This is a genomic window from Clostridium tanneri (assembly GCF_033659955.1).
Classification (GTDB): Bacteria; Bacillota; Clostridia; order Clostridiales; family Clostridiaceae; genus Clostridium_AM; species Clostridium_AM tanneri.
Window position 1 is genome coordinate 55,654 of record NZ_JARUJP010000005.1, and the last position, 23,328, is coordinate 78,981.

Sequence of the window (23,328 nt, forward strand, 5' to 3'; positions counted from 1 at the left end):
CCTTTGCGGGAGGTGAAGTATGGCAGGGGCAGGATTAGTTGCGATTAAGAGAAGAATTAAATCAATAACCAGTACCCAAAAAATAACAAAGGCCATGGGACTTATTGCCACCTCTAAACTCAGGAAGGTTAGGAATAAACTTGAGGTAAATGATAAATACTCAAAAGCTTTCAGCTCTATAGCCAGCGAATTTGTTAAAGGTGCTGAAGAAAATAGTATTTACATACATGGTAATAAAGGTAAGAAAAAACTTTATATTACTTTAAACTCTGATACAGGACTTTGCGGAGGATTTAATGCTAACGTAGTAAACTCAACTGCAGAGATAATATCTAAGGATAGAGAAAATTCTCTTCTTATATCAGTAGGACAAAAGGGAAGAATGTACTTTAAGAGATTAAGATTTGAAACTACAGCAGAGTACATAGATATTCCAGATGTACCTACTATTAAAGAAGCAGAGGCTATTACATATAAAGCGCTAGATTTATATCGTAAGGGTGAAGTAGGAGAGGTTTATATAGTATATACAAGATTTTTCTCTACTGTGAGACAGGTGGTTACTGTAGAAAAAATACTTCCTTTGGAGAATAAAGATACTGAAACTGATAAACGCTTTGTTAAGTTTGAGCCATCTATAGATGAAATGCTAGATGACATAGTAGTTATGCAGTTAAAACAACAGATATTAAATTATATGCTTCATGCAAAAGCAAGCGAACAGGGTTCTAGAATGGCTGCTATGGATGGAGCAACAAAAAATGCAAATGAGTTATTGGATAAGTTAAATCTTAAGTACAATAGAGAAAGACAAGGTGCCATAACTCAAGAAATATCCGAAATAGTCGGAGGGGCCGAAGCTCAAAAGTAAGGAGGGACACTAATGCCAAATGTGGGCAAAGTTGTTCAGGTTATAGGACCTGTAGTAGATATAAAATTCAGTACAGAACACCTTCCTAATATATACAACTGTATAGAAATAGCTCTTGGAGATAAAAAGCTTATAACTGAGGTTGCTCAGCACATAGGGGACGATATAGTTAGAACTATTTCTATGGAATCTACAGATGGTTTAAAAAGAGGTATGGATGCAGTCGATACAGGATCTGCAATATCTGTACCTGTTGGAGAACCAGTTTTAGGAAGACTTTTTAATATGCTAGGACAGCCAATTGATGAGGCAGGAGAGGTTGTTGCAGAAACATACTATCCTATCCACAGACCAGCACCAAGCTTTGAAGATCAATCTGTTAAGCCGGAAATGTTTGAGACTGGTATAAAGGTTATAGACCTTTTAGCACCATATCAAAGAGGTGGAAAGATAGGACTATTCGGAGGAGCCGGAGTTGGTAAAACAGTTCTTATTCAAGAGCTTATAAATAATATAGCTAAAGAGCACGGTGGATTATCTGTATTCACAGGTGTTGGAGAAAGAACAAGAGAAGGTAATGACCTTTATTATGAAATGAAAGAATCTGGAGTTATTGACAAGACTGCACTAGTATTCGGTCAGATGAATGAGCCGCCTGGAGCGAGAATGAGAGTTGCGTTAACAGGACTTACTATGGCAGAGTACTTCAGAGATCAAGGCCAGGACGTGTTGCTATTTATAGATAATATATTCAGATTTACGCAAGCAGGTTCAGAGGTTTCAGCACTACTAGGAAGAATACCAAGTGCCGTTGGATACCAGCCTACACTTGCAACTGAAATGGGTGCTCTTCAAGAGAGAATAACATCCACAAAGCATGGATCAATTACATCTGTTCAGGCTGTATACGTACCTGCGGATGACTTAACTGACCCAGCACCAGCAACTACTTTCGCTCACCTTGATGCTACAACGGTTCTTTCAAGATCCATATCAGAGCTTGGAATATATCCAGCAGTTGACCCTCTAGAGTCAAGTTCAAGAATTCTTGACCCAAGAGTAGTAGGAGAGGAGCACTATACAGTAGCTTCAGATGTTAAGCACATACTTCAAAGATATAGAGAATTACAAGATATAATAGCAATTCTTGGTGTAGATGAGCTTTCAGAAGAAGATAGACTAGTAGTTATAAGAGCTAGAAGAATTCAAAGATTCTTATCACAGCCATTTACTGTTGCTGAGCAATTTACTGGAATGAAAGGTGCATATGTACCTATAAAAGAAACAGTAAGAAGCTTTAGAGAACTACTTGATGGTAAGTATGATAATTTACCAGAAGCAGCATTCCTATTTGCAGGAACTATAGAAGAAGTTGTTGAAAAAGCAAAAGTAATGATGGAAAGTTAATAAATTACTATAAAGTTAGACGGTTTACTGTCTAACTTTATATATATAATAAAATTATATTGCGAGAAGGAGATTAATATGGCGGATGCTTTAAAGTTAACTATCCTTACTCCTGAAAGGGAATTTTATACTGGTGAGGTTACAGAAATAGTAACTGAAAGCACTCAAGGTGGTATAGGAATACTTCCAGATCACATGCCTTTAGTAACAACCTTAAGACCTTCCGTTACAGAGATTACTGAAAAAGGTGGTAAAAAGCTTAAGGCATTTACATCAACAGGTATACTAGAGGTAAAAGATAATGAGGCTAGAATTCTGTGTGATACCTGTGAGTGGCCAGAAGAGATAGATGCTAACAGAGCTGAAGAAGCTAGAAAAAGAGCTGAGGAGAGGCTTAATAATAAACAAGATATAGATGTTAAGAGAGCAGAACTAGCACTTTCTAGAGCTTTAGCAAGAAAAAAATTAATCTAAATTTAATATTACTAGATAATAGCTATAAATAACATAAGACATAGGTCTTGTGTTATTTTTTTGCGTCAAACTATTTTATAAAGTAGTCACACTTTTCATAGTTAGGTTATATATTAATAATATATTTACAGGAAGTAAAGCAATAAAGACTCCCTATTCCTGAATAAGTTTTGGAATAATTGTCCATAATTTAATAGGGAAGATAAGGGGGTGACAAGCTCTAGATAAATAATATCTTAGAGCAGCTAAAATGAAGAAAAAGGTTCTTATGGTTACAATTATACCTATGATGATGTTTTTTTTGTTTATTACTGAGTTATCAGTAAATAGTAGAAAGGTAGATTTATTCAGTGAAATTTTAGCAAGAACTAACAGCAATATAGAGGAATGTGGTGTTACAGCAGTATTTACAACAGATATGAATAGAGAAAATATCGTAGGTCAAATATTAAAGGGTTTAGATTTTTACGATGGTTGGAATAGCAGTATATTAAAAAATGAGCAAACTTATTGCGTAGAATTTGGAAAAAATAGTGTAAAGGGTTACATAGAAACAATGCAATATGAAAATCATAACATTGTAAAGGTGAATATCGTGAAGTGTGAAAGGAAGAATTCCTTAAGTGAGTTAAAAAGCAAATTGCAGAAATCTATAGGGAATCAGTACATAGATATTAAATACTATGAATACTTAAAAGGTAAAGTAGAAAACAGTGATATAAAAATTGTAAATGAACAGATATTAAATGTTTTAAAGGATTATGGAGTAGCTAATATAGATACTGTTTCCATAGAAAATGGATACAGTACTACCGCTTACACAAAGCAATATAATTCAATTAAAAGCAATGGTAAATTGATAGACTTTAATTACGCCGTATGTAAATACTCTTCAGGTAATTATATAATTATAGGTACACCTGAATTAATTGTAACATATTAGCAATGGTGAATGGAGGAAAGATATGAGCAAAATAGTAGTTAGAGGAGGAAACGAGTTAAAAGGTGAGGTAAATATTAGTACTGCTAAAAATTCTGTGCTGCCTATTATTGCTGGCTGTATACTAAGTGGTGGTAAGTGTATAATAGATGATGCGCCAATGTTAGAAGATGTTTTTGTCATAAGTGATGTACTTAGAACTATTTGTGCAGGTATAGATATAAACAGAAGTAGTAACAGAATAATAATCGATAGCTCCAATATAGAAGAGTGTGATCCTTCAAGTGATTTGGTAAAAAAAATGAGGGCATCTTTTTTGATTATGGGACCTATGATATCAAGGTTTGGAAAGTTTAAACTTTCGCTGCCTGGTGGGTGTAACATAGGAACAAGACCTATAGATTTGCATTTAAAAGGTTTTAGTGCTCTTGGTGCTGAAGTAAATGTAGGTCATGGTTATGTAGAGGCCTATGCAAAAAAGTTAATAGGAAGTAAGATATACTTAGATTTTCCCTCTGTAGGAGCAACAGAAAATATAATGATGGCTGCAGTAATGGCAGAAGGTGAAACTATAATAGAAAATGCAGCAGAAGAGCCTGAAATCGAAGATTTAGGAAGGTTCTTAAATAGTATGGGTGCTAATGTTATCGGAGCTGGGTCAGATACAGTACGTATAATTGGTGTGAAAAACTTGAAAGGAACAAGACATAAACCTATATGTGACAGAATAGAGGCAGGAACTTTTATGATTGCAGCTGCAATAACAAGAAGCAAGATTAAAATTAATGGTATTAACGAGGAGCATTTAAAACCTATAATTGCTAAGCTGACTGAAACAGGAGTGAAAATAAAGGTTAATGGAGATAGCATGATTGTAGATGGCACTGGAAGATTAAAACCTGTAGACATTAAAACTATGCCTTATCCAGGTTTTCCTACAGATATGCAATCGCAGATGACAGCATTATTATGTACAATTCAAGGCACTAGCATTGTTACAGAGACAATATTTGAAAATAGATTTATGCATGCTACCGAAATGAAAAGAATGGGAGCTAATATAAAAATTGATGGCAGGAGTGCTGTTATAGAAGGTGTAGATAGGCTTACCGGTGCAGAGGTTAGGGCTACAGATTTAAGAGCTGGCGCTGCCCTTATATTATGCGGCTTGTCGGCAGAAGGAGAAACACAGGTTACAGATATTTATCATGTAGATAGAGGATATGTAGATATAGAGAAAAAACTTCAAGGATTAGGTGCTGATATTGAAAGAGTAGAGTAGATATCAGTGGTATAATGGTATATGCTATGAAGGAGAAGGTTATTAAGAATACCTTCTCTCAGCCTGTTTTTCACATATAGCTCAATAGCTAAAATAAGCACTTTAATATTGTTGAAATAGAAACAAAAGTTTAATATAATATTGTTAATGCACCAATAGATGGGAGGAAGGTCATGAACAAAGAAGAACAGGTGATGATGGTTTTCAGGGAGTTATTTAACAAAATGGCCTGGCTTAATAAGTTTAAGATGGAAGAAAGTCTTAAAGATTATAAGCCTTCTGAAGTACATTACATCGAATGCATTGGAAGAAATGTAGATTCTAACGTGACAAAACTTGCGGAGTCTCTTTATATGACTAGGGGCGCCATAAGTAAAATGACCAAGAAACTCATAGAAAAAGGCATTATCGAAAGCTACCAGAAACCGGATAACAAGAAAGAAATTTATTTCCAGCTTACTGAAAAAGGGCAAAAAATTTATAAAGTCCATGAGGAACTGCACAAAGAGTTTCAAGAGAGGGATAAAGCCGTATTTGATCAGGTAACTGAGGAACAGTTTGATGGTATGCTTAGCTTCGTAGAAAATTATAGTAACCATTTAGATGCAGAAATAAAGAAACTAGGTGTAGATATTAAGTCGGAATAAATTTGAATAATGAAAATGAAACCACAGGCAGCTAAGCTCTATTGAGAACAGGCTGCATTTTTTATTTTTACTTTTTGTTGACTGGGAAACAAAAATGCGATATTATAAATATGTTTCCAAGGAAACAAAATTATAACTTTTGAGGGGAGAATTTAAATGTCCATATTTAAATCACATAATGAACATAACACAGAACAAATCGTGGATAAGCACGCTTTAGTATTCGGTATTATCTCTGTATTTCTTTGCGGAATAGGCTTCAGTATCATAGCGCCGGTCGTACCATTCTTAGTGCAGCCTTATACAAGTAGCCCAGGAGAACAAGCTATAGTTGTTACAATGCTGACCTCTGTTTATGCAGTCTGCATGTTTTTTGCGGCCCCCGTACTTGGAGCTTTGAGCGACAAATATGGCCGTCGTCCATTGCTCTTAGTATGCCTTTTAGGTTCCGCAATTGGGTACTTAGTTTTTGGCATAGGAGGAGCTCTATGGGTGCTATTTGCTGGGCGCATAATAGAAGGTATAACAGGCGGGACCATAAGCACTATCTTCGCATATTTTGCAGACATCATTCCTCCAAAGCAGAGAACAAAATACTTTGGATGGGTGAGTGCAGTTGTAGGTGTGGGCACCGTCATTGGTCCAACTCTAGGCGGATTACTTGCCAAGTTTGGTTATTTTGTACCCATGTATTTTGGAGCAATAATTACTTTAGTGAATGTTGTTTATGGATTCTTTTTTATGCCTGAGAGCCTTGACAAGGATAGTAGACTGAAAGAGATTACCTTTGTAAGACTGAATCCATTTACACAACTTGCAAAGGTACTTTCCATGAAAAGCTTAAAAAGGCTACTTATTTCAGCGTTCTTACTTTGGGTACCTAACGGATCTTTACAGGCGATTTTTTCACAATTTACAATGGATACTTTCAGCTTTCAGCCTGCACTAATTGGACTTATGTTTTCAATTATGGGCTTTCAAGACATCATTTCACAAGGGTTCATAATGCCAAAGCTTTTGATAAAATTTAGTGATAAACAGATAGCAATTCTTGGAATGGCTTCGGAGATTATAGGTTACAGTCTCATTGCGTTATCTGCTTTGTTCTCATTTTATCCTCTTTTTGTCGCAGGAATGTTTATATTTGGTTTTGGTGACTCGATATTTGGGCCTTCATTCAATGGGATGCTCTCCAAATCTGTTGATTCCAGTGAACAAGGAAGGGTTCAAGGAGGTAGCCAGTCTATCCAAGCTTTAGCAAGAATGATTGGGCCTATCATTGGAGGCCAAATCTATGTATCACTTGGTCATGCTGCACCTGCTTTTATGGGTATGATCTTTATAGCAGCGGCGATACCAGTTTTGTATAAGGAGAATTACCTTAGATGATCTTTAAATAAACAAGCTTTAGTTTTTAAGTTGGTTATGGTTTTGTAATATGGTAGTAATATTTTTAGACAATCAAAAATAAACTTATACTATATTTCACTAAAGATTGTCGGGGGGTAAGATATGAGGAGAGTAACAATTTCAATACACTTAAAGAGATTTTTTATAGTAATATTAATGGGTGTTATTTTTATAGTAGCTCTATCTTTCATTATGGTAGGTGTAGGACAAGGTGAAGGTGCTTTTAGCAAATCAATTATACCTAAGTTTTTAATGAGATCAAATAATATAGTATTTAATAAAACTAGTGGTGAACCTGTGATTAAAGTTTACATAACTAAGGAGAATAAAGTAGAGAAGATGTTGCTTGAAGACTATGTAATAGGTGTTGTTGCAGCAGAGATGCCTGCAGAATTTTCATTAGAAGCCTTAAAAGCTCAAGCAGTTGCCGCTAGAACCTTTGGGCTTGCACATATGGAGGATTACGGTGGAAGGAGTTATAAGAGTAATACAGGAGCTAATGTTTGTGATACTGTTCAATGTCAGGTATTTATGAATAAAGAAGAAAGGTTAAGTTCGTGGCCTAAAAGTAAAAGAGATGAGTATTGGAGCAAAATTACTGATGCAGTAAAGCAGACCTCAGGAGAAATTCTAACTATTGATGGAGAGCTTGTTATGGAGCCATATTACTTCGCTATCAGCAGTGGTAAAACAGAGGATGGCATGGATGCTTTTTCACAGGATATACCATACTTGAAGAGTGTAAGCAGTCCTGGCGAGGAAGTAGCACCAAAGTTTAAAAGTACGGTCAAGTTATCCTATAAAGAATTCATAAATAAGATAGACTCACAATACTCAAGTTCAGGATTGACACTTGCAACAGTAAAAAATCAGGTGACTATAGTAAACAGGACAGAGGGTGGTGCGGTAAAAACCATCAAGGTTGGTAAGGTGACAATGTCTGGAAGTAAGTTCAGAAGCATTATGGGATTGAATTCAGCTAATTTTAGCATTAAGTTTAATGTGAATACAGTAGAAATTAACTGCGTAGGATATGGACACGGTGTAGGAATGAGTCAGTGGGGAGCTAATGCAATGGGAAAGCAAGGTAAAGGATATCAAGATATATTAAAGCATTACTATAGCGGTATAGATATTAAAAAAATTAATACACAATAAAGTAGCGTTTGTTTAAGCTGTGTTTACCTTTACTGGACACTAGGCAATCACAAAGTAAGTTGAAGGAGTAATAACTTTAGGGAGTTTTACTCCTTTTTTGTTTTGTCAAAAAAACATGAAAATAATAGAAAAAATTTTTTGCAAATTATGTATTTTTTACTACTCTCTGGACAAACTACAAAAAGGAGGTGTTCGTATGGACAAAAAATTTTTAAACAAAACACTAAACTTTTTTAAGAAGGAGGGATTCTATGTAATATTGTTTGTATGCTTATGTGTTGTAGCTACAGTGGCTGTTTTAACAGCAAAAAACAATAAGCATGTAGACAATACACCAGCTAGCCATCAAAATATATCACAAGAAAAATCAAATCAAGAAGTGGCTAAGGCTGGAAATGAACCTTCTTTAAATTATGATAATGCTCTTCAAGTAAAGAAAAGTACCAAAACCGAAACAAATGTTTCTAAAAATGATGCGGTATCAAAAGGAGTTTCTAACTCAGTAACTGTTACATTCCAAAAACCAGTAGAAGGAAGTGTAGCAAGAGTATATTCAGAGGATCCTGTATATTGGGACTCTACAGGAAGTTATAGACCAAACCTTGGATATGATATAAAGGCTGATTTAGGAAAGCCTGTATTTGCTGTAGCAGATGGAAAAGTGGAAGAGGTTAGTAGTGTTACACAGGATGGAGTTCAAGTTACTATAAACCATCAAAATGGATTGAAAACAGTTTATTCTAACTTAGACCCAAAAGTTAAGGTTACAAAAGGTCAGACAATAACTAAGGGAGCAACTATAGGTACTGTTGGTAAAACTACATTAAGAGCAGCTTATGAGAAGTATGGAGATCATATACACTTTGCTATATTGAAGGGCAAAGACTATGTTGATCCAAGTAAATACTTAAAATATTAATATTTAGCCATTTTCCGAGAAGTTTATCGGAAAATGGCTCATACAATGAATTTAAGAATGCTAAACAGCATATTTATAAATATAGAAGGATTAAGGAGGTACCACTTTGAAAGATTACATTGAAGAAAGAGTTTTAGAAGTTGCAAAGTATATCATAGGTTCAAAAGCTACAATAAGAAAAACAGCCAAGGTTTTTGGAGTAAGTAAAAGTACCATACACAAAGATATGACAGAAAGGTTACCTAAAATAAATCCTCAAATTGCGGAAGAAGCTAAAATAATATTAGATTATAATAAAGCAGAAAGACACATAAGAGGTGGCAAGGCAACTAAATTAAAGTATAAAGCTATTGAAGGTTAAAAACATTCCGATTATAATTAAACTATATAGATAATAAAAATAGACAAATTTCTTGCTTTTATTAGAAAAAGTTGGGGAAGAGTAGGAGTGAAAAAGGGAATGTTTTTTAGTATAGGAACCGATATGGGAATCGATTTAGGTACAGCTACAGTGCTTGTATACATTAAGGGTAAGGGAGTAATATTAAAAGAACCTTCGGTTGTTGCAATAGATAGGAATAAAAATAAGGTACTAGCTGTTGGCGAAGAAGCATGGCAAATGATAGGTAGAACACCTGGAAACATTGTAGCAATTCGTCCTTTGAGGGATGGGGTTATATCTGATTATGATATAACTGAAAAAATGTTAAAATATTTTATATCTAAGGCTTGTGGAAAGAAAAGAATGTCTGCACCAAGAGTAGTGGTTTGTGTTCCTTGTGAAGCTACAGAGGTTGAGAAAAGAGCTGTTATTGATGCGGCTAAGAATGCTGGTGCAAAAAAAGTGTTTTTAATAGAAGAACCACTGGCAGCAGCTATAGGTGCTGGTCTAGATATCACAAAAGCAAGCGGAAATATGGTTATTGACATTGGAGGAGGGACTACTGATGTTGCAGTTATTTCTTTAGGAGGAATAGTTGTAAGATCATCTATAAAGGTTGCAGGAGACAAGTTTGATGAAGCTATAATGAGATATATAAGAAAAGAACATAAGTTAATGATTGGTGAAAGAACTGCAGAGGATTTAAAGATAAATATAGGTTCTGCATTTGATAGAGAAAAAGTAGTTATGGAAATAAGAGGAAGAGACTTGATCTCAGGTCTTCCCAAGAATATAACTGTATCCTCAGATGAAATGAGGGAAGCTTTAAAGGAAACTGTAAATGCAATAGCAGAAACGACTCATGCTGTACTAGAAAAAACACCACCAGAGTTAGCAGCAGATATAGCTGATAAAGGAATAGTTATGACTGGTGGAGGGGCCTTGCTTAGTGGGCTTAGTGAGCTTATACAAGAGGTTACCAAGGTACCAGTGTATGTAACAGAAGATGCGGTATCCTGTGTAGCTCTAGGAACAGGTAAAGTATTAGAATATCTAGATAAAATGGAAGTTACTTTTATTGGAGACGATATAACTTTAATAGATTAAAATAAAAAGCAAAATCCTACGAATTATTAAGGATTTTGCTTTTTATTTATAATATTTTAGAAGAGTTATAAAGATAGTATGAATGAACTAGGCTATGGGTAATAACCTTGGCCATGCTTAATACTAAGTTTAATCTAATATTACTAGTATTAAATATTTCGTCATTATCATTGGAGTCCACTATACCTATGATAGAGGTCTCACCGACATTTGGTAGAGACTTGCCAACGCCTTTGCCGGGATGTACAGGGTAGTCTCTCGCCTGAATTTCTCCTATGCTCTCCGAATCACCAAGACATGCATCTATACCTATTATGTTACTATGAGGGTGCAGAAGTTTAATTTCATCTAATTTTCTATCAATATTTAAAGCATGTATTGGATCTGAAATTGTACCATATACAGGAAGAGGAAAGTTTTTAGATGTAAGTAAGGTTCCAATTAAGGGACCAAGACAATCCCCTATACATCTATCAGTGCCAATACATACTATAATTGTATCCTCGTTAATATAGTCTTTTAAAAAGTATGCAATTTCATAATATGCTAGTGGATTCTTGTAGTTAGCTTTTACCTTATTCAATAGATACACCTCCTTAATAATTTATATGAAGATGTGTTATGAAATATTAAGGGAAAAAGAATAAAAAATTTATTTAGTGGGATAATAATATGATGCAAGGAAGGTGTGTTATATGAATAAGAGAGTACAAATATTAGCAATAGTTTCATCAACTATTATATGTGTATTTATTATGCTGTGTTCAGATAAAATTTATATGTATAAAAACCTAATAGTAGATACCATTGAAGAAAGCAGTAATAATAAAAAGGTAAGTAAAGAAGATGAAAAAAAACCAGCTGAAAATCAAGATATAAGTGAGTTGCTCAAAAGTAAAGATAATATTGAGTCAGTGGTTATAAGCGATAGCTATAAAAAAATTAAGATGGATTCTTTAGCTAGGCAAATAGAAGAGGATAAAATAGACTTTTTTGGTCAAGATAAAGTTGATTATGGAAAAGAAGACAAGAAAGATGTGGTTAATAAGAGTGATAACTTTGGTAAAGATAACAAATCTAGTATAAGCAAGGGATATAATAAGAATGGTGAGATAAAAAAGGAAGATATACCTGTTTTTAATACTGTATCATCAAAGGATAAGGTTAACTTAAGTAGCTCTGATAAAACAAAAATACTCTTAACAGCCAGTAAATTGTCTGTTGTTGACTATGAAAAAGTAAAGGAGTATCTTTCTAGTGGCAGCAATAAAGATATAAAAAGCGCATTAAAACTACTTAATCAGAGGCTATCTGATAAAGATTATGAAAAGGTAAAAGATGTGGCAAATAAATTTTTAGGTGAGGACATTGTAGAGCAGTAGCGCCAGAATAGTTTCTGGTATTTTAGTGGAAATATATAGGAGCTTTATCGCTGAATCCTCTAGATACTGCTTTGGTAAAGGGCTAGTTCAAGCATAAATCAACGGTGGTTTCAAAGCATTTCTAGTTGTGAATTCGCCAACATTTCAATAGTAAATAATCTGCATTTAAAAAATGATTACGTGAGTTATATTGAGGTAATTGAAGGTACATGGAGGAAAATCAACTAGAATTCACTAAAGGGGCTATAATCGAATTTGAAAATAATATGGTGTCGTTATATAATAATCCATGTCAGCGGCGTTGAAAAACAAACCAAAGACAAAACAAATAATTAGCTGGCATAGCTCAGCAGGTAGAGCAACTGACTTGTAATCAGTAGGTCGCGAGTTCGATTCTTGCTGCCAGCACCAAAAAAATATGGAGGAGTTCCCGAGTGGCCAAAGGGGGCAGACTGTAAATCTGTTGTCAGTGACTTCGATGGTTCGAATCCGTCCTCCTCCACCATAAATTAAGGGCGCATAGCTCAGCTGGGAGAGCACCTGCCTTACAAGCAGGGGGTCACAGGTTCGATCCCTGTTGTGCCCACCATTAAAAACTTAATTAAATTAGCTGGCATAGCTCAGCAGGTAGAGCAACTGACTTGTAATCAGTAGGTCGCGAGTTCGATTCTTGCTGCCAGCACCAAAAAAAAAATATGGAGGAGTTCCCGAGTGGCCAAAGGGGGCAGACTGTAAATCTGTTGTCAGTGACTTCGATGGTTCGAATCCGTCCTCCTCCACCATAAATAAAGCACTTAAAGGTGTTTTATTTTTTTAACATAATATGTACTAAATGTATAATACATAATTAAAATATGAATAATACTCTTATCAAGAGAGGCGGAGGGACAGGGCCCGATGAAACCCGGCAACCAGCTTTATGCTAAGGTGCCAATTCCTGCAGCGTTGACTGCGAGATAAGAGAGTTGTTAAGTTTATTAACCTCTTCTTATTAATAGAAGAGGTTTTATTTTTGATATAATAAAACGGAGGGATAAATATGAGAAGGCTATTTACGTCTGAATCAGTTACAGAAGGACATCCAGATAAAATTTGTGATCAAATTTCAGATGCTATTCTTGATAGTATATTAGAAAAAGACCCAAATGGAAGGGTTGCTTGTGAGACATCAGTTACTACTGGAATGGTTATGGTTATGGGAGAAATATCAACTAATTGTTATGCAGATATCCCAAGAATAGTTAGAAAAACTATAGAAGAAATAGGATACACAAGAGCTAAGTTTGGGTTTGACTGTGATACTTGTGCTGTACTTACTTCTATAGATGAGCAATCATCTGATATAGCTATGGGAGTAGATGAAGCTCTTGAATCTAAAATGGGTGAAATGGATAGAATGGAAGCAATAGGTGCTGGAGACCAAGGTATGATGTTTGGTTTTGCTACAAATGAGACACCTGAATATATGCCTATGCCAATAAGCTTAGCTCATAAGCTTTCAAGAAGATTATCAGAAGTAAGAAAGAATGGAACTTTAACTTATTTAAGACCGGATGGAAAGACACAGGTTACTGTAGAATATGAAAATGACAAACCAGTTAGAGTTGACACAATCGTAATCTCTACTCAGCATGATCCGGAAGTGACTCGTGAGCAAATAGAGAAGGATTTATTAGAACATGTAATAAATCCTATAATTCCAGCTGAACTTTTAGACGATACAACTAAGTATTTTATAAACCCAACAGGAAGATTCGTTGTTGGAGGACCACAAGGAGATGCTGGTTTAACTGGAAGAAAAATAATAGTAGACACATATGGTGGATATGGTAGACATGGTGGTGGAGCTTTCTCAGGAAAAGATCCAACAAAGGTTGATAGATCAGCTGCATATGCTGCAAGATGGGTTGCTAAGAACCTAGTTGCTGCGGGTGTTGCAGATAAGCTAGAAATACAAGTAGCTTACGCTATAGGAGTTGCTAAGCCTGTATCTATTACTGTAGACACTTTTGGAACAGGAAAAATTGAAGAGAACAAGATAATAGATATAGTTAATAAGGTATTTGATTTAAGACCAGCAGCTATAATTAAAGAATTAGACTTAAGAAGACCTATTTACAGACAAGTAGCAGCTTATGGACACTTCGGAAGAACTGATGTTAATGTTCCATGGGAAGCTTTAAGCAAGGTTGAAGATATAAAGAAATACTTATAATAAAAAGCTCTTATGCATATGCATAAGAGCTTTTTATTAGCTAAGAATTAACAGTGAATGGTGAATAGTTTATGTTATAATTATAATGAAGAAAAGAAATAGGAAATAACTAAAAAAATTAGGAGAGATCTTATGCAGGAAGTACAGGGTATTGTAGAAGATATAATATTTCAAAATGAGGAAAATGGTTATGTAGTAGCAAGGATTAAGTCCGAAAAAGAAAACATAACAATAGTAGGTTGCATACCTTATATATCAGAAAACTTAAACTTAAGACTGTCTGGGGAATGGGTATTACATCCGAATTTTGGTCAGCAATTTAAGGTAATATCCTGTGAAGAGATTGTACCAAGTTCTACTGTAGGTATAGAAAAATATTTGGCCTCTGGAATAATATCCGGGATAGGACCTGTAACTGCAAAAAAGATTGTTGAAAAGTTTGGAGAAAAAACCTTAGAGATTTTGGATAATAATATAGAAAGATTGAAAGAGATAGATGGGATAGGCAAAAAAAAGATAGCATTAATATGTGAATCTTATTCTAAGCAGTATGAAATTAGAAATATGATGATTTTCTTTCAAACTTATGGAGTTTCACCTAATCAGTGCGTAAAGATACATAAAAGGTTTGGAGCAGATTCAATAAAAATTGTAAAGGAAAATCCATATGTGTTAACTGAAGAGATTTCTGGAATAGGATTTAAAACTTCGGATAAGATTGCAAGAAGTTTGGGAATAGAACCTAGCTCTCCTTTTAGAATACAAAGTGGAATAAAATATCTGATAAATCAGTTTTGTGCATTGGGTAATACCTATATACCTTTGGAGATATTGATTAAGGATGGAATTGATACTCTTGGGGTTACTAAAGAAATAATTGAAGAAAATATATACAATGCACAAATTGATGGCAAGATAAAATTAGAGCAGGTTGATAACAAGATATGTGTATTCTCAATTCCATATTACTATTGCGAATTAGGAGTTACAAAAAAGATACTTTCCCTAGCGTTAAGTAATTATGATGATATGGATATAGATGTTGATAAAGAAATAAGCCTTTTTGAGTCAGGAAATAATATAAAGTTTGCACCCTCTCAGAAGGAAGCGATAAGAGGAGCAGTAGAAAATGGAATTGAAATTATCACAGGAGGTCCTGGCACAGGTAAAACCACTATAATAAATTGCATAACTGAAATTTTTGAAAAAGCAAATCTTAAGGTTTATATGGGAGCTCCTACAGGAAGAGCAGCAAAGAGAATGACAGAAGCAACAGGCAGAGAGGCAAAAACTATTCATAGGCTTCTAGAGATGGGAATAAGTGAAGAAAATGAGAATCTACTTTTTTCAAGAGGTGAAGAGGCTCCGTTAGAATGTGATGTGATTATGATAGATGAGGCATCAATGATAGACATTGTTCTTATGAATAATCTTCTCAAAGCTGTATCCTTAGGAACTAGAGTTATAATTGTAGGAGATGTGGATCAGCTTCCATCAGTAGGTCCGGGAAACGTACTTAGGGACTTAATTGAGAGTAACTGTATAAAGATAGTTAAACTAAAAGAAATTTTCAGGCAGTCTGAGGAAAGCATGATTGTAGTAAATGCTCATAAAATTAATGGAGGAGAATTGCCTGTATTTAATAAAAAGGATAAAGATTTTTATTTTATAAAATGTGATGACCAAAATAAAATAATGGATACGCTGATAGCACTTATAGATAGCAGGTTGCCTAACTTTAATAAAAAATGGAACAAAACAAAGGATATTCAAATTCTTTCTCCTATGAGAAAAGGAGTTTTAGGAGTATCTAACTTAAATAAAAAACTTCAACATATATTAAACCCTGAAGATAGTGAGAAGAAGGAAAAAGAATTTAGGGATATGATATTTAGAGTTGGGGATAAGATAATGCAGACTAAGAATAATTACTCCTTGAAGTGGTCAAGGATAGCTGGAGACGGTGAAAAAGAAGGAGTAGGAGTTTTTAATGGTGATGTTGGATATATAGAGGACATAGATGAAGAGAAACAAACTGTAGCAGTAATTTTTGATGAAGAGAGAAAGATAATATACGACAATGTTTATCTAGATGAAATTGATTTAGCTTATGCTATAACCATACATAAAAGTCAAGGAAGTGAGTTCCCAGTAGTTGTTATACCTGTATTCATGGGACCACCACTATTAATGAATAGAAATTTGCTTTACACAGCTATAACTAGGGCAAAACAATTGGTGGTTCTAGTAGGAGACATAAAGGCTGTTAAGTCTATGGTAGATAATAATAAAAGCTTTGATAGATATTCATTATTAAAACATAGAATAGTGGATATAATGGAGAGTGAAGATAATGTTATTGTTCAAGAGGAAAAGCTTAACTGAAGAAAAAGATAAGGTTAGTGAGAATATACTAAATTGGGGCATTGGAAATGAACGCTTTTTAAACGTAGTGTCACTTCCCTATAACTCACCAGAAATTTTTTTGGAAATAATATTATATTACGTAAAAAATGAAAAGTCTGTAGTTTATATTACCAATGAATACCCGGATAATATAAATATATTAGAACTTATAAAAAGAAGAACAAATTTTAGAGACTATTCTTATGTGAGAACATCAAAGGCAAATGTGAATTCTAGACTAAAAGTGTGCGACTTTGCTAATGCGATTAAGTTGAAAGAAAAGTTTGATCTTGTCATATATGATGATATAAGGAGTTTTCCCACTTATAGTAAGTATGAAGTATTAGATTTAGTGTCCAAAATGTGTAATGAAAACACTAAAATAATATATTACTCTATTGAGGGTCTATTCAGAAATGAGAGGGAAATACTTATACCTGTAAAAGATGCTAAAATTCCTATAATTGAGCCAAGAACCATACTGACTAGAATTGATATAAGTAAGGATATCCCATTTGTCATATATGATTATTTGAAGTGGTCTATAAATTCTAATAGAAAAGTTATTATATGTGTTCCAGATGAAGAAAAGGTAGAAAATGTATATCTTTACATGAAAAATTATTGCAAAAATATTAGCAAAAACATAGTTCCCTTCATTAAAGGTAAATCTGATAAAAAATTAATTTCAAACTTTACAAAGATAAAGAGAATGGTGATTGTTACCAACGAATTTGAAGAAGTTCTTTCTAAGGTAGAAAATGCAGATGTTATGGTCTACTTTGCAGATGACTTTGAATTTAACTACAAAAAGCTAATATACTTCTGTGCTAGCGTTGGAAGAGGAGAAAAAGAGTGGAAAGGAGAGGTTATATTTTTGGCAAATGAAGAAACCAGAGATATGGAAAAAGCTAAGGATATAACTAGAAATTTTAATAAAGAGGCATGGGAAATGGGATTGTTAAAAATTTAAGATTTCTATGGGACTGTGTACTTCAAGTCATTTACTCAACAGATGAAAATTGTGTTCTCTGTGGGCAGGACTTATTTGGAGAAGGTTTTATGTGCAATGACTGTGAAGAACGAATAAGATTCTGTGAAGATGCTTTTCAAGTTGAAAGACATGGCACTAGTTTTAATTGCTATAGTATATCATACTATTCAGGTGGAATGATGGAGCTTGTGCTAATGTTAAAATATAAAAGTAATTTTAGAGCAGGGGAAACAATTGCTAATTACATGATAAAGAGAATCGAAAAAGAAAAAATTGAATTTGATGCTGTAACATATATTCCCATGAGTAAAAAGTCTTTAAAAAAGAGAGGATATAATCAAAGTAAGTATTTAGCGAAAACAATAGGAGACGCATTGAATAAACCATTAGTTAGCTATCTTTGTAAGATAAAGGACACCAAAGATCAAATAGGATTAAGTGGTAATGAAAGATGGAATAATGTGCAGGAAAGTTTTGATGTTATAGATAAAATTAATGTAAAAAATAAAAATATTTTACTGGTAGACGACGTTATAACCACTGGTGCTACAGCGTTTAGCTGTGCAGATCAGTTAATGAAAAAGGGTGCAAAAAAAATTACCATATTGACTGCAGCAAAAAGTAAGGTATAATTTATTATATTAAGTTAGGTTTGTGGTTGAAAATCGATGCTAGTCGCAAGCAAAACGATCCACGTAAGTTAGATAAAATATTTAATGAGCATGGTGCGGTTTAGAGGTAAGTCCTGCCGTTTTAAGACGAGAGAATGGGTAGTGAGAGGTTAATTCCGAGTAGCAAGAGTTCCAGCAGGCGAGTGTGGGGTCAAAGACCAGGTCAACTAACTTGATATTTCAAATTAAAGTTCTTGATGTTTTACATCAAGAACTTTAATTTTTTTTTAAGTTTTGAACATAATATTATTGTAAGTAAAAAATAAAATGGATAAATAATTTTAAAAGATAATAATAAAAGTTTCTATAATATTTTGTTAATTCGCACTTGTTTCTCTTGTATTTTAATTCAAACCGTATTAAAATAGAGTTAACAAAAAATAAAATTATATCCATAAAACCTAGTTTATGATATAAAACATATCCTGAGAAAGTGATAATAATCACAAGGATAAGGAAGGGGCTGGAAATATGAATATAACAGTAAGTGGAAAGAACATTGAAATTACTCCTGCATTAAGAAACGTAGTAGAGAAAAAGGTGTCAAAACTAGAAAAGTATTTCAAACCTCATATCGAAGCACATGCTACATTAAGTGTGGAAAAGAATCGACAAATAATAGAAATAACCATTCATTTTGGTGGAATAATATTAAGAGCTGAGGAAGTTCATGATGATATGTATGCAGCAATTGATATAGCTGTAGATAAATTAGAAGGTCAATTAAGAAAACAAAAAACAAAATTAGAAAAAAAATATCGTGAAGATTCAGTTAGGTTTTTACAGCCTATACCTGATGATGCAGAAGATACTGATGATAGCGATGAACCTAGAATCGTAAAAACTAAGAGATTTGCAGTAAAGCCAATGTCTGCAGAGGAAGCAGTTCTTCAAATGGAACTTATTGGACATAGTTTCTTTGTATATCAAGATGCTGAAAGTGAAGAAGTAAATGTAGTATATAAGAGAAAAGATGGTAACTACGGCTTAATAGAGCCTGAGTTCTAAAAAAGAGGAAGCAAAAGCTTCCTCTTTTTTATATAAATACACAATAATTTGACCTTTCAGGGTATATATAAACAAATTGCTACAAATATTAACTTTGCAAAAGGTCTATAATATATGTAAAATATTATAATATAAAACAATTATGCTCTTATAAATATTGCAAATTTGTAAACTATAACGGAACTGTAGGTTATAAAAGTTGAATAGCTAAGGATTAGGTGATATAATCTAAAAGGTATATACAAATATGATATGGTGAGGATGAAAAAGATGGGTATTTTTCAAAAGATATTTGGTACTTATAGTGATAGAGAATTAAAAAGAATATTTCCAATCGTGGAAAAGATAGATTCATATGATGCTAAAATGCAGCAATTAAGTGATGAAGAGCTTAGGGCTAAGACAGATGAATTTAAAGAAAGACTTGGAAAAGGTGAGAGTTTAAATTCTATTCTACCAGAGGCTTTTGCTGTAGTTAGAGAAGCATCATGGAGAACAATGGGATTAAAGCATTATAAAGTTCAGTTAATAGGTGGAATAGTTCTTCATCAAGGAAGAATAGCTGAGATGAGAACTGGAGAAGGTAAGACTTTAGTTGCAACTGCACCGGCTTATTTAAATGCACTTACAGGGAAAGGAGTTCATATAGTAACGGTTAATGACTACCTTGCAAAAAGAGATAGAGATATTATGGCACCAGTATATGAATTTTTAGGACTTAAAGTAGGTGTAATACTTCATGAATTAGATCAATCACAAAGACAAGAAGCATATAAATGTGATATAACCTATGGAACTAATAGTGAATTTGGTTTCGACTACTTAAGAGATAACATGGTTATATATAAAGAAGAAAGAGTTCAAAGAGGATTAAACTTTGCAATTGTAGACGAAGTTGACTCAATTTTAATAGATGAAGCAAGAACTCCTCTTATAATATCAGGAGAAGGAGAAAAGTCCACTGAGTTTTATAAAATAGCAGATTATTTTGCAAAGACATTGAAAAAGGAAGACGACTTTACTATAGATGAAAAAGCAAATGCTGTTATCCTTACAGAGGAAGGAATTAAAAAGGCAGAGGATTTCTTTAAACTAGAAAATTATGCTGACCCTGAAAATATGGAAATACAACACCATGTAGTGCAAGCCTTAAAGGGTAACTACATAATGAGAAAAGATAAGGATTATATGGTTGTAGATGGGGAAGTTTTAATAGTAGATGAATTTACAGGAAGAGCAATGGAAGGTAGAAGATATAGTGATGGTCTTCATCAAGCCATTGAAGCAAAAGAAGGAGTAAAGGTAGAAAGAGAATCAAGAACTCTTGCTACAATAACTTACCAAAACTATTTTAGAATGTTTGGTAAGTTATCTGGTATGACTGGTACTGCTTTAACAGAAGAAAATGAATTTAGAGAGATATATGGACTTGATGTAATAGTTATTCCTACTAACAAACCAATAGCGAGAATAGACTTTCCAGATGTAGTTTATAAAACTGAAAAAGGAAAGTTTAAGGCTATTGTTGAAGATATAGTTGAAACTTATAAGAACGGTCAACCATCTCTTGTTGGTACAGTAAGTATTGAAAAATCAGAGTTGATTTCTGATATGCTAAAGAGAAAGGGAGTACCGCATCAGGTACTTAACGCTAAATACCATGAAAAAGAAGCAGAGATAATATCTCATGCTGGTGAAAAAGGAATGGTTACAATAGCTACCAATATGGCTGGTCGTGGTACCGACATTAAACTTGGGGAAGGCGTTATAGAGGCTGGCGGATTAAAGATTATTGGTACTGAAAGACATGAGTCTAGAAGAATTGATAACCAGTTAAGAGGTCGTTCTGGTCGTCAGGGAGACCCTGGTGCATCAAGATTTTATGTTTCCCTTGAAGATGACCTTATGAGAATATTTGGTTCTGATAAGTTAAAAGGAATAGTTGAAAAACTTGGACTTGGAGACGACGAGGCTATAGAGAGTAAAATGGTCAGTGGTGCTATAGAAAATGCACAGAAGAAGGTTGAAGGTAATAACTTTGACGTAAGAAAAACATTGCTTCAGTATGATGATGTAATTAATAAGCAAAGAGAAATAATATACAAACAAAGATCACAAGTTCTAGAGGGAGAAGATTTAAGAGAAGAAGTTATTGCAATGTTTAAAGATTTAGTATCTTCTGCAGTATCCTCTCACCTTTCAGGTCTAGAGGAAGAATTTGAAAATGACTTAGCTAAGCTTATTGACTACATGGAAGATATATTTGTACCTGCTGATACAGTAAAGGTAGAAGAATTGGCAAACCTAACAAATGAGGAAATTGTTGAAAGATTTATAGAGATAGGCGAGAAGATCTATGCTGAAAAAGAAGAGGAATTTACAGCTGAGCAGATGAGAGAAATAGAAAGAGTTATTCTGCTAAGAGTTGTTGACTCAAAATGGATGGATCACCTAGATGATATGGATCATTTAAAGAGAGGAATAGGACTTAGAGCTTACAAACAGCAGGATCCGGCTCAAGCTTACCAATTTGAAGGAAGCGAAATGTTTAACGAGATGATATACAATATCAAAGTTGAAACAATTAAGTATTTATTCCATGTACAGATACAAAAAGCTCCAGAGAGAGAAAGAGTCGTAAAGGAAACTCATACAAATCAAGCAGAGGACGACTCAATAAAAAAGCAGCCTGTCAAGAAAGAGAAGACAACAGGAAGAAACGACCATTGTCCATGTGGAAGCGGCAAAAAGTATAAAAATTGCTGTGGCAGATTTGAGTAATATTACTGGTAGTATAAAAGTATAAATAAATTAAATGTGGTTTTGCTTTTAAGCAAAACCACATTTGTTTAATAAGTATTAGCTAAATTGAGTATATAAGATTATTTTCTAATTGTAAAAGGGAGTGTGTTTAAATGTTAATCCAGCTAGAGGAGATTCTAAATGAGTTAGGCAAATTAAGTGAGACTATAAAAGAAATTAGGGATTCTCTTTGACATAGAAAAAATTAATAATAGAATAGAAGAGTTGCAAAAAATAATGCAGCAACCAGACTTTTGGAATGACGTAAGTAAGGCCCAAGAGATAACTGGTGAAGAAAGGTTTATTAAAGGAAGGTTAGACAAATATATAGAGCTTAAAGAAAGAGTGGAGGATTCTGAGTTTTTAACAAAGATGGCGGTAGAAGAGGAAGACGTAACCTCCTCTAAAGAAATACTAAGAGAAGTAGAAGAATTAAGAAGAGAAATTGACAGATTTAAAATAGAAATTCTTCTATCCGGAGAATATGATAAGAATAACGCAATACTAGACCTTCATGTAGGTGTAGGAGGAACAGATGCTCAGGATTGGACAGAAATGCTGCTGAGGATGTATACAAGATGGGCAGAAAAGAATGAATTTAAAGTTCAAACTATAGAATTACTTTCTGCAGAAGATGCGGGAATAAAAAGTGCAACTTTAAAAATAATTGGAGAGTTTGCCTATGGATATCTAAAAGCCGAAAAAGGAATTCATAGACTAGTAAGAATATCCCCTTTTAACTCAAATGGAAAAAGACAAACATCCTTTGCTTCTGTGGAGGTTTTACCAGAGCTGACTAGCAATCAAGATATAGATATAAAGCCAGAGGATTTAAAGATTGATACCTATAGAGCCGGTGGTGCTGGAGGTCAGCACGTAAATAAGACTGAATCAGCAATTAGAATAACACATATACCTACAGGTATAATCGTTCAATGTCAAAATCAAAGAAGCCAACACCATAATAAAGATGAAGCTATGAAAATGCTTAAGGCAAGATTAGCAGAGTTAAAGGAAAGAGCACACAAGGAAAAGATAGAGGACCTCACAGGCGAGTTGAAGGATATTGGATGGGGAAGTCAAATAAGATCCTATGTGTTTCAACCTTACACCCTTGTAAAGGATCATAGGACTGGTGTTGAATCAGGTAATATAAATGCAGTTATGGATGGAGAAATCGATGGGTTTATAAGTGAATATTTGAAACAAAATAGCAACTAATTTAGTAGTGCTAGGGGTAAAATAATTTATTT

The 23,328-nt window shown here is 33.9% G+C and carries 20 protein-coding genes, 5 tRNA genes and 1 riboswitch; of the genes, 24 read left to right on the top strand and 1 reads right to left on the bottom strand.

Translation table 11 applies throughout. The features are described from left to right. The first annotated feature begins 19 nt into the window (after nucleotides 1-19). The 11 genes from atpG (at nucleotide 20) to mreB (ending at nucleotide 10,597) form a co-directional block, all read left to right on the top strand. Nucleotides 20-871: an ATP synthase F1 subunit gamma gene (atpG, locus tag P8V03_RS05770; protein ID WP_261670507.1), complete on the top strand. Its 852-nt coding sequence runs from the start codon at nucleotides 20-22 to the stop codon at nucleotides 869-871. 12 nt (nucleotides 872-883) lie between these two features. Then, nucleotides 884-2,278 (top strand): F0F1 ATP synthase subunit beta, encoded by a 1,395-nt coding sequence (gene atpD / locus P8V03_RS05775; protein WP_261670508.1) that lies wholly within the window; start codon nucleotides 884-886, stop codon nucleotides 2,276-2,278. A 78-nt stretch (nucleotides 2,279-2,356) separates the two neighbouring features. Further along, nucleotides 2,357-2,752 carry a F0F1 ATP synthase subunit epsilon gene (locus tag P8V03_RS05780; RefSeq protein WP_318797186.1) on the top strand — a complete coding sequence of 132 codons (396 nt, stop codon included), beginning with the start codon at nucleotides 2,357-2,359 and terminating at the stop codon, nucleotides 2,750-2,752. A gap of 250 nt (nucleotides 2,753-3,002) precedes the next feature. Beyond that, nucleotides 3,003-3,695 (top strand): hypothetical protein, encoded by a 693-nt coding sequence (locus P8V03_RS05785; protein ID WP_318797188.1) that lies wholly within the window; start codon nucleotides 3,003-3,005, stop codon nucleotides 3,693-3,695. 22 nt (nucleotides 3,696-3,717) lie between these two features. After that, nucleotides 3,718-4,974, top strand: coding sequence for a UDP-N-acetylglucosamine 1-carboxyvinyltransferase (murA, locus tag P8V03_RS05790; RefSeq protein ID WP_261670511.1), 1,257 nt, complete (start codon nucleotides 3,718-3,720; stop codon nucleotides 4,972-4,974). 173 nt (nucleotides 4,975-5,147) lie between these two features. Beyond that, nucleotides 5,148-5,621, top strand: a complete 474-nt coding sequence (locus P8V03_RS05795) for a MarR family transcriptional regulator (protein ID WP_318797190.1) — start codon at nucleotides 5,148-5,150, stop codon at nucleotides 5,619-5,621. Between the two features lie 156 nt (nucleotides 5,622-5,777). Continuing rightward, a complete protein-coding gene (locus P8V03_RS05800; RefSeq protein ID WP_318797192.1) occupies nucleotides 5,778-7,010 on the top strand; it encodes an MFS transporter in 1,233 nt (410 codons plus the stop codon). Between the two features lie 123 nt (nucleotides 7,011-7,133). Continuing rightward, a complete protein-coding gene (spoIID, locus tag P8V03_RS05805) occupies nucleotides 7,134-8,189 on the top strand; it encodes a stage II sporulation protein D (protein ID WP_261670514.1) in 1,056 nt (351 codons plus the stop codon). A gap of 196 nt (nucleotides 8,190-8,385) precedes the next feature. Next, a complete protein-coding gene (locus P8V03_RS05810) occupies nucleotides 8,386-9,108 on the top strand; it encodes a M23 family metallopeptidase (RefSeq protein ID WP_318797194.1) in 723 nt (240 codons plus the stop codon). Nucleotides 9,109-9,214: 106 nt separating this feature from the next. Then, nucleotides 9,215-9,469, top strand: coding sequence for a sporulation transcriptional regulator SpoIIID (gene spoIIID / locus P8V03_RS05815; RefSeq protein ID WP_261670516.1), 255 nt, complete (start codon nucleotides 9,215-9,217; stop codon nucleotides 9,467-9,469). A gap of 99 nt (nucleotides 9,470-9,568) precedes the next feature. Beyond that, nucleotides 9,569-10,597, top strand: a complete 1,029-nt coding sequence (gene mreB / locus P8V03_RS05820; protein ID WP_261670673.1) for a rod shape-determining protein — start codon at nucleotides 9,569-9,571, stop codon at nucleotides 10,595-10,597. Between the two features lie 46 nt (nucleotides 10,598-10,643). Here the strand turns inward: mreB and yyaC are convergent, their stop codons facing one another. After that, a complete protein-coding gene (gene yyaC, locus P8V03_RS05825; protein ID WP_318797197.1) occupies nucleotides 10,644-11,180 on the bottom strand; it encodes a spore protease YyaC in 537 nt (178 codons plus the stop codon). Between the two features lie 112 nt (nucleotides 11,181-11,292). On the opposite strand from yyaC, the gene P8V03_RS05830 reads away from it, so the two are divergent. The 13 genes from P8V03_RS05830 (at nucleotide 11,293) to prfB (ending at nucleotide 23,296) form a co-directional block, all read left to right on the top strand. Continuing rightward, a complete protein-coding gene (locus tag P8V03_RS05830) occupies nucleotides 11,293-11,979 on the top strand; it encodes a hypothetical protein (RefSeq protein ID WP_318797199.1) in 687 nt (228 codons plus the stop codon). Nucleotides 11,980-12,314: 335 nt separating this feature from the next. Further along, a tRNA-Thr gene (locus tag P8V03_RS05835) sits at nucleotides 12,315-12,390 on the top strand. 9 nt (nucleotides 12,391-12,399) lie between these two features. Further along, nucleotides 12,400-12,484, top strand: a tRNA-Tyr gene (locus P8V03_RS05840). Between the two features lie 8 nt (nucleotides 12,485-12,492). Then, nucleotides 12,493-12,568, top strand: a tRNA-Val gene (locus tag P8V03_RS05845). Nucleotides 12,569-12,588: 20 nt separating this feature from the next. Beyond that, nucleotides 12,589-12,664 (top strand) — tRNA-Thr (locus P8V03_RS05850). Nucleotides 12,665-12,676: 12 nt separating this feature from the next. Then, nucleotides 12,677-12,761: transfer RNA gene (locus P8V03_RS05855), tRNA-Tyr, on the top strand. 82 nt (nucleotides 12,762-12,843) lie between these two features. Then, nucleotides 12,844-12,942: riboswitch (SAM riboswitch) on the top strand. 76 nt (nucleotides 12,943-13,018) lie between these two features. Then, complete coding sequence (gene metK / locus P8V03_RS05860; protein ID WP_261670519.1) at nucleotides 13,019-14,194, top strand: methionine adenosyltransferase; 1,176 nt, start codon at nucleotides 13,019-13,021, stop codon at nucleotides 14,192-14,194. Between the two features lie 132 nt (nucleotides 14,195-14,326). Then, a complete protein-coding gene (gene recD2, locus P8V03_RS05865; protein ID WP_318797201.1) occupies nucleotides 14,327-16,579 on the top strand; it encodes an SF1B family DNA helicase RecD2 in 2,253 nt (750 codons plus the stop codon). Further along, nucleotides 16,548-17,573, top strand: coding sequence for a hypothetical protein (locus tag P8V03_RS05870; RefSeq protein ID WP_318797203.1), 1,026 nt, complete (start codon nucleotides 16,548-16,550; stop codon nucleotides 17,571-17,573). Before recD2 ends, P8V03_RS05870 begins: the two co-directional genes overlap by 32 nt. After that, nucleotides 17,546-18,226 carry a ComF family protein gene (locus tag P8V03_RS05875; RefSeq protein WP_318797205.1) on the top strand — a complete coding sequence of 227 codons (681 nt, stop codon included), beginning with the start codon at nucleotides 17,546-17,548 and terminating at the stop codon, nucleotides 18,224-18,226. The genes P8V03_RS05870 and P8V03_RS05875 overlap by 28 nt, the downstream gene beginning before the upstream one ends. A 510-nt stretch (nucleotides 18,227-18,736) precedes the next feature. Then, nucleotides 18,737-19,273, top strand: coding sequence for a ribosome hibernation-promoting factor, HPF/YfiA family (gene hpf, locus P8V03_RS05880; RefSeq protein ID WP_318797207.1), 537 nt, complete (start codon nucleotides 18,737-18,739; stop codon nucleotides 19,271-19,273). Between the two features lie 270 nt (nucleotides 19,274-19,543). After that, nucleotides 19,544-22,054: a preprotein translocase subunit SecA gene (gene secA / locus P8V03_RS05885; protein WP_318797209.1), complete on the top strand. Its 2,511-nt coding sequence runs from the start codon at nucleotides 19,544-19,546 to the stop codon at nucleotides 22,052-22,054. Nucleotides 22,055-22,188: 134 nt separating this feature from the next. Further along, nucleotides 22,189-23,296 (top strand): peptide chain release factor 2 gene (prfB, locus tag P8V03_RS05890; protein ID WP_318797211.1). Its coding sequence is split into 2 segments (ribosomal slippage): nucleotides 22,189-22,266 and nucleotides 22,268-23,296, totalling 1,107 coding nucleotides; the frame shifts between segments, so codons are not numbered across the junction. Nucleotides 23,297-23,328: the final 32 nt, after the last annotated feature.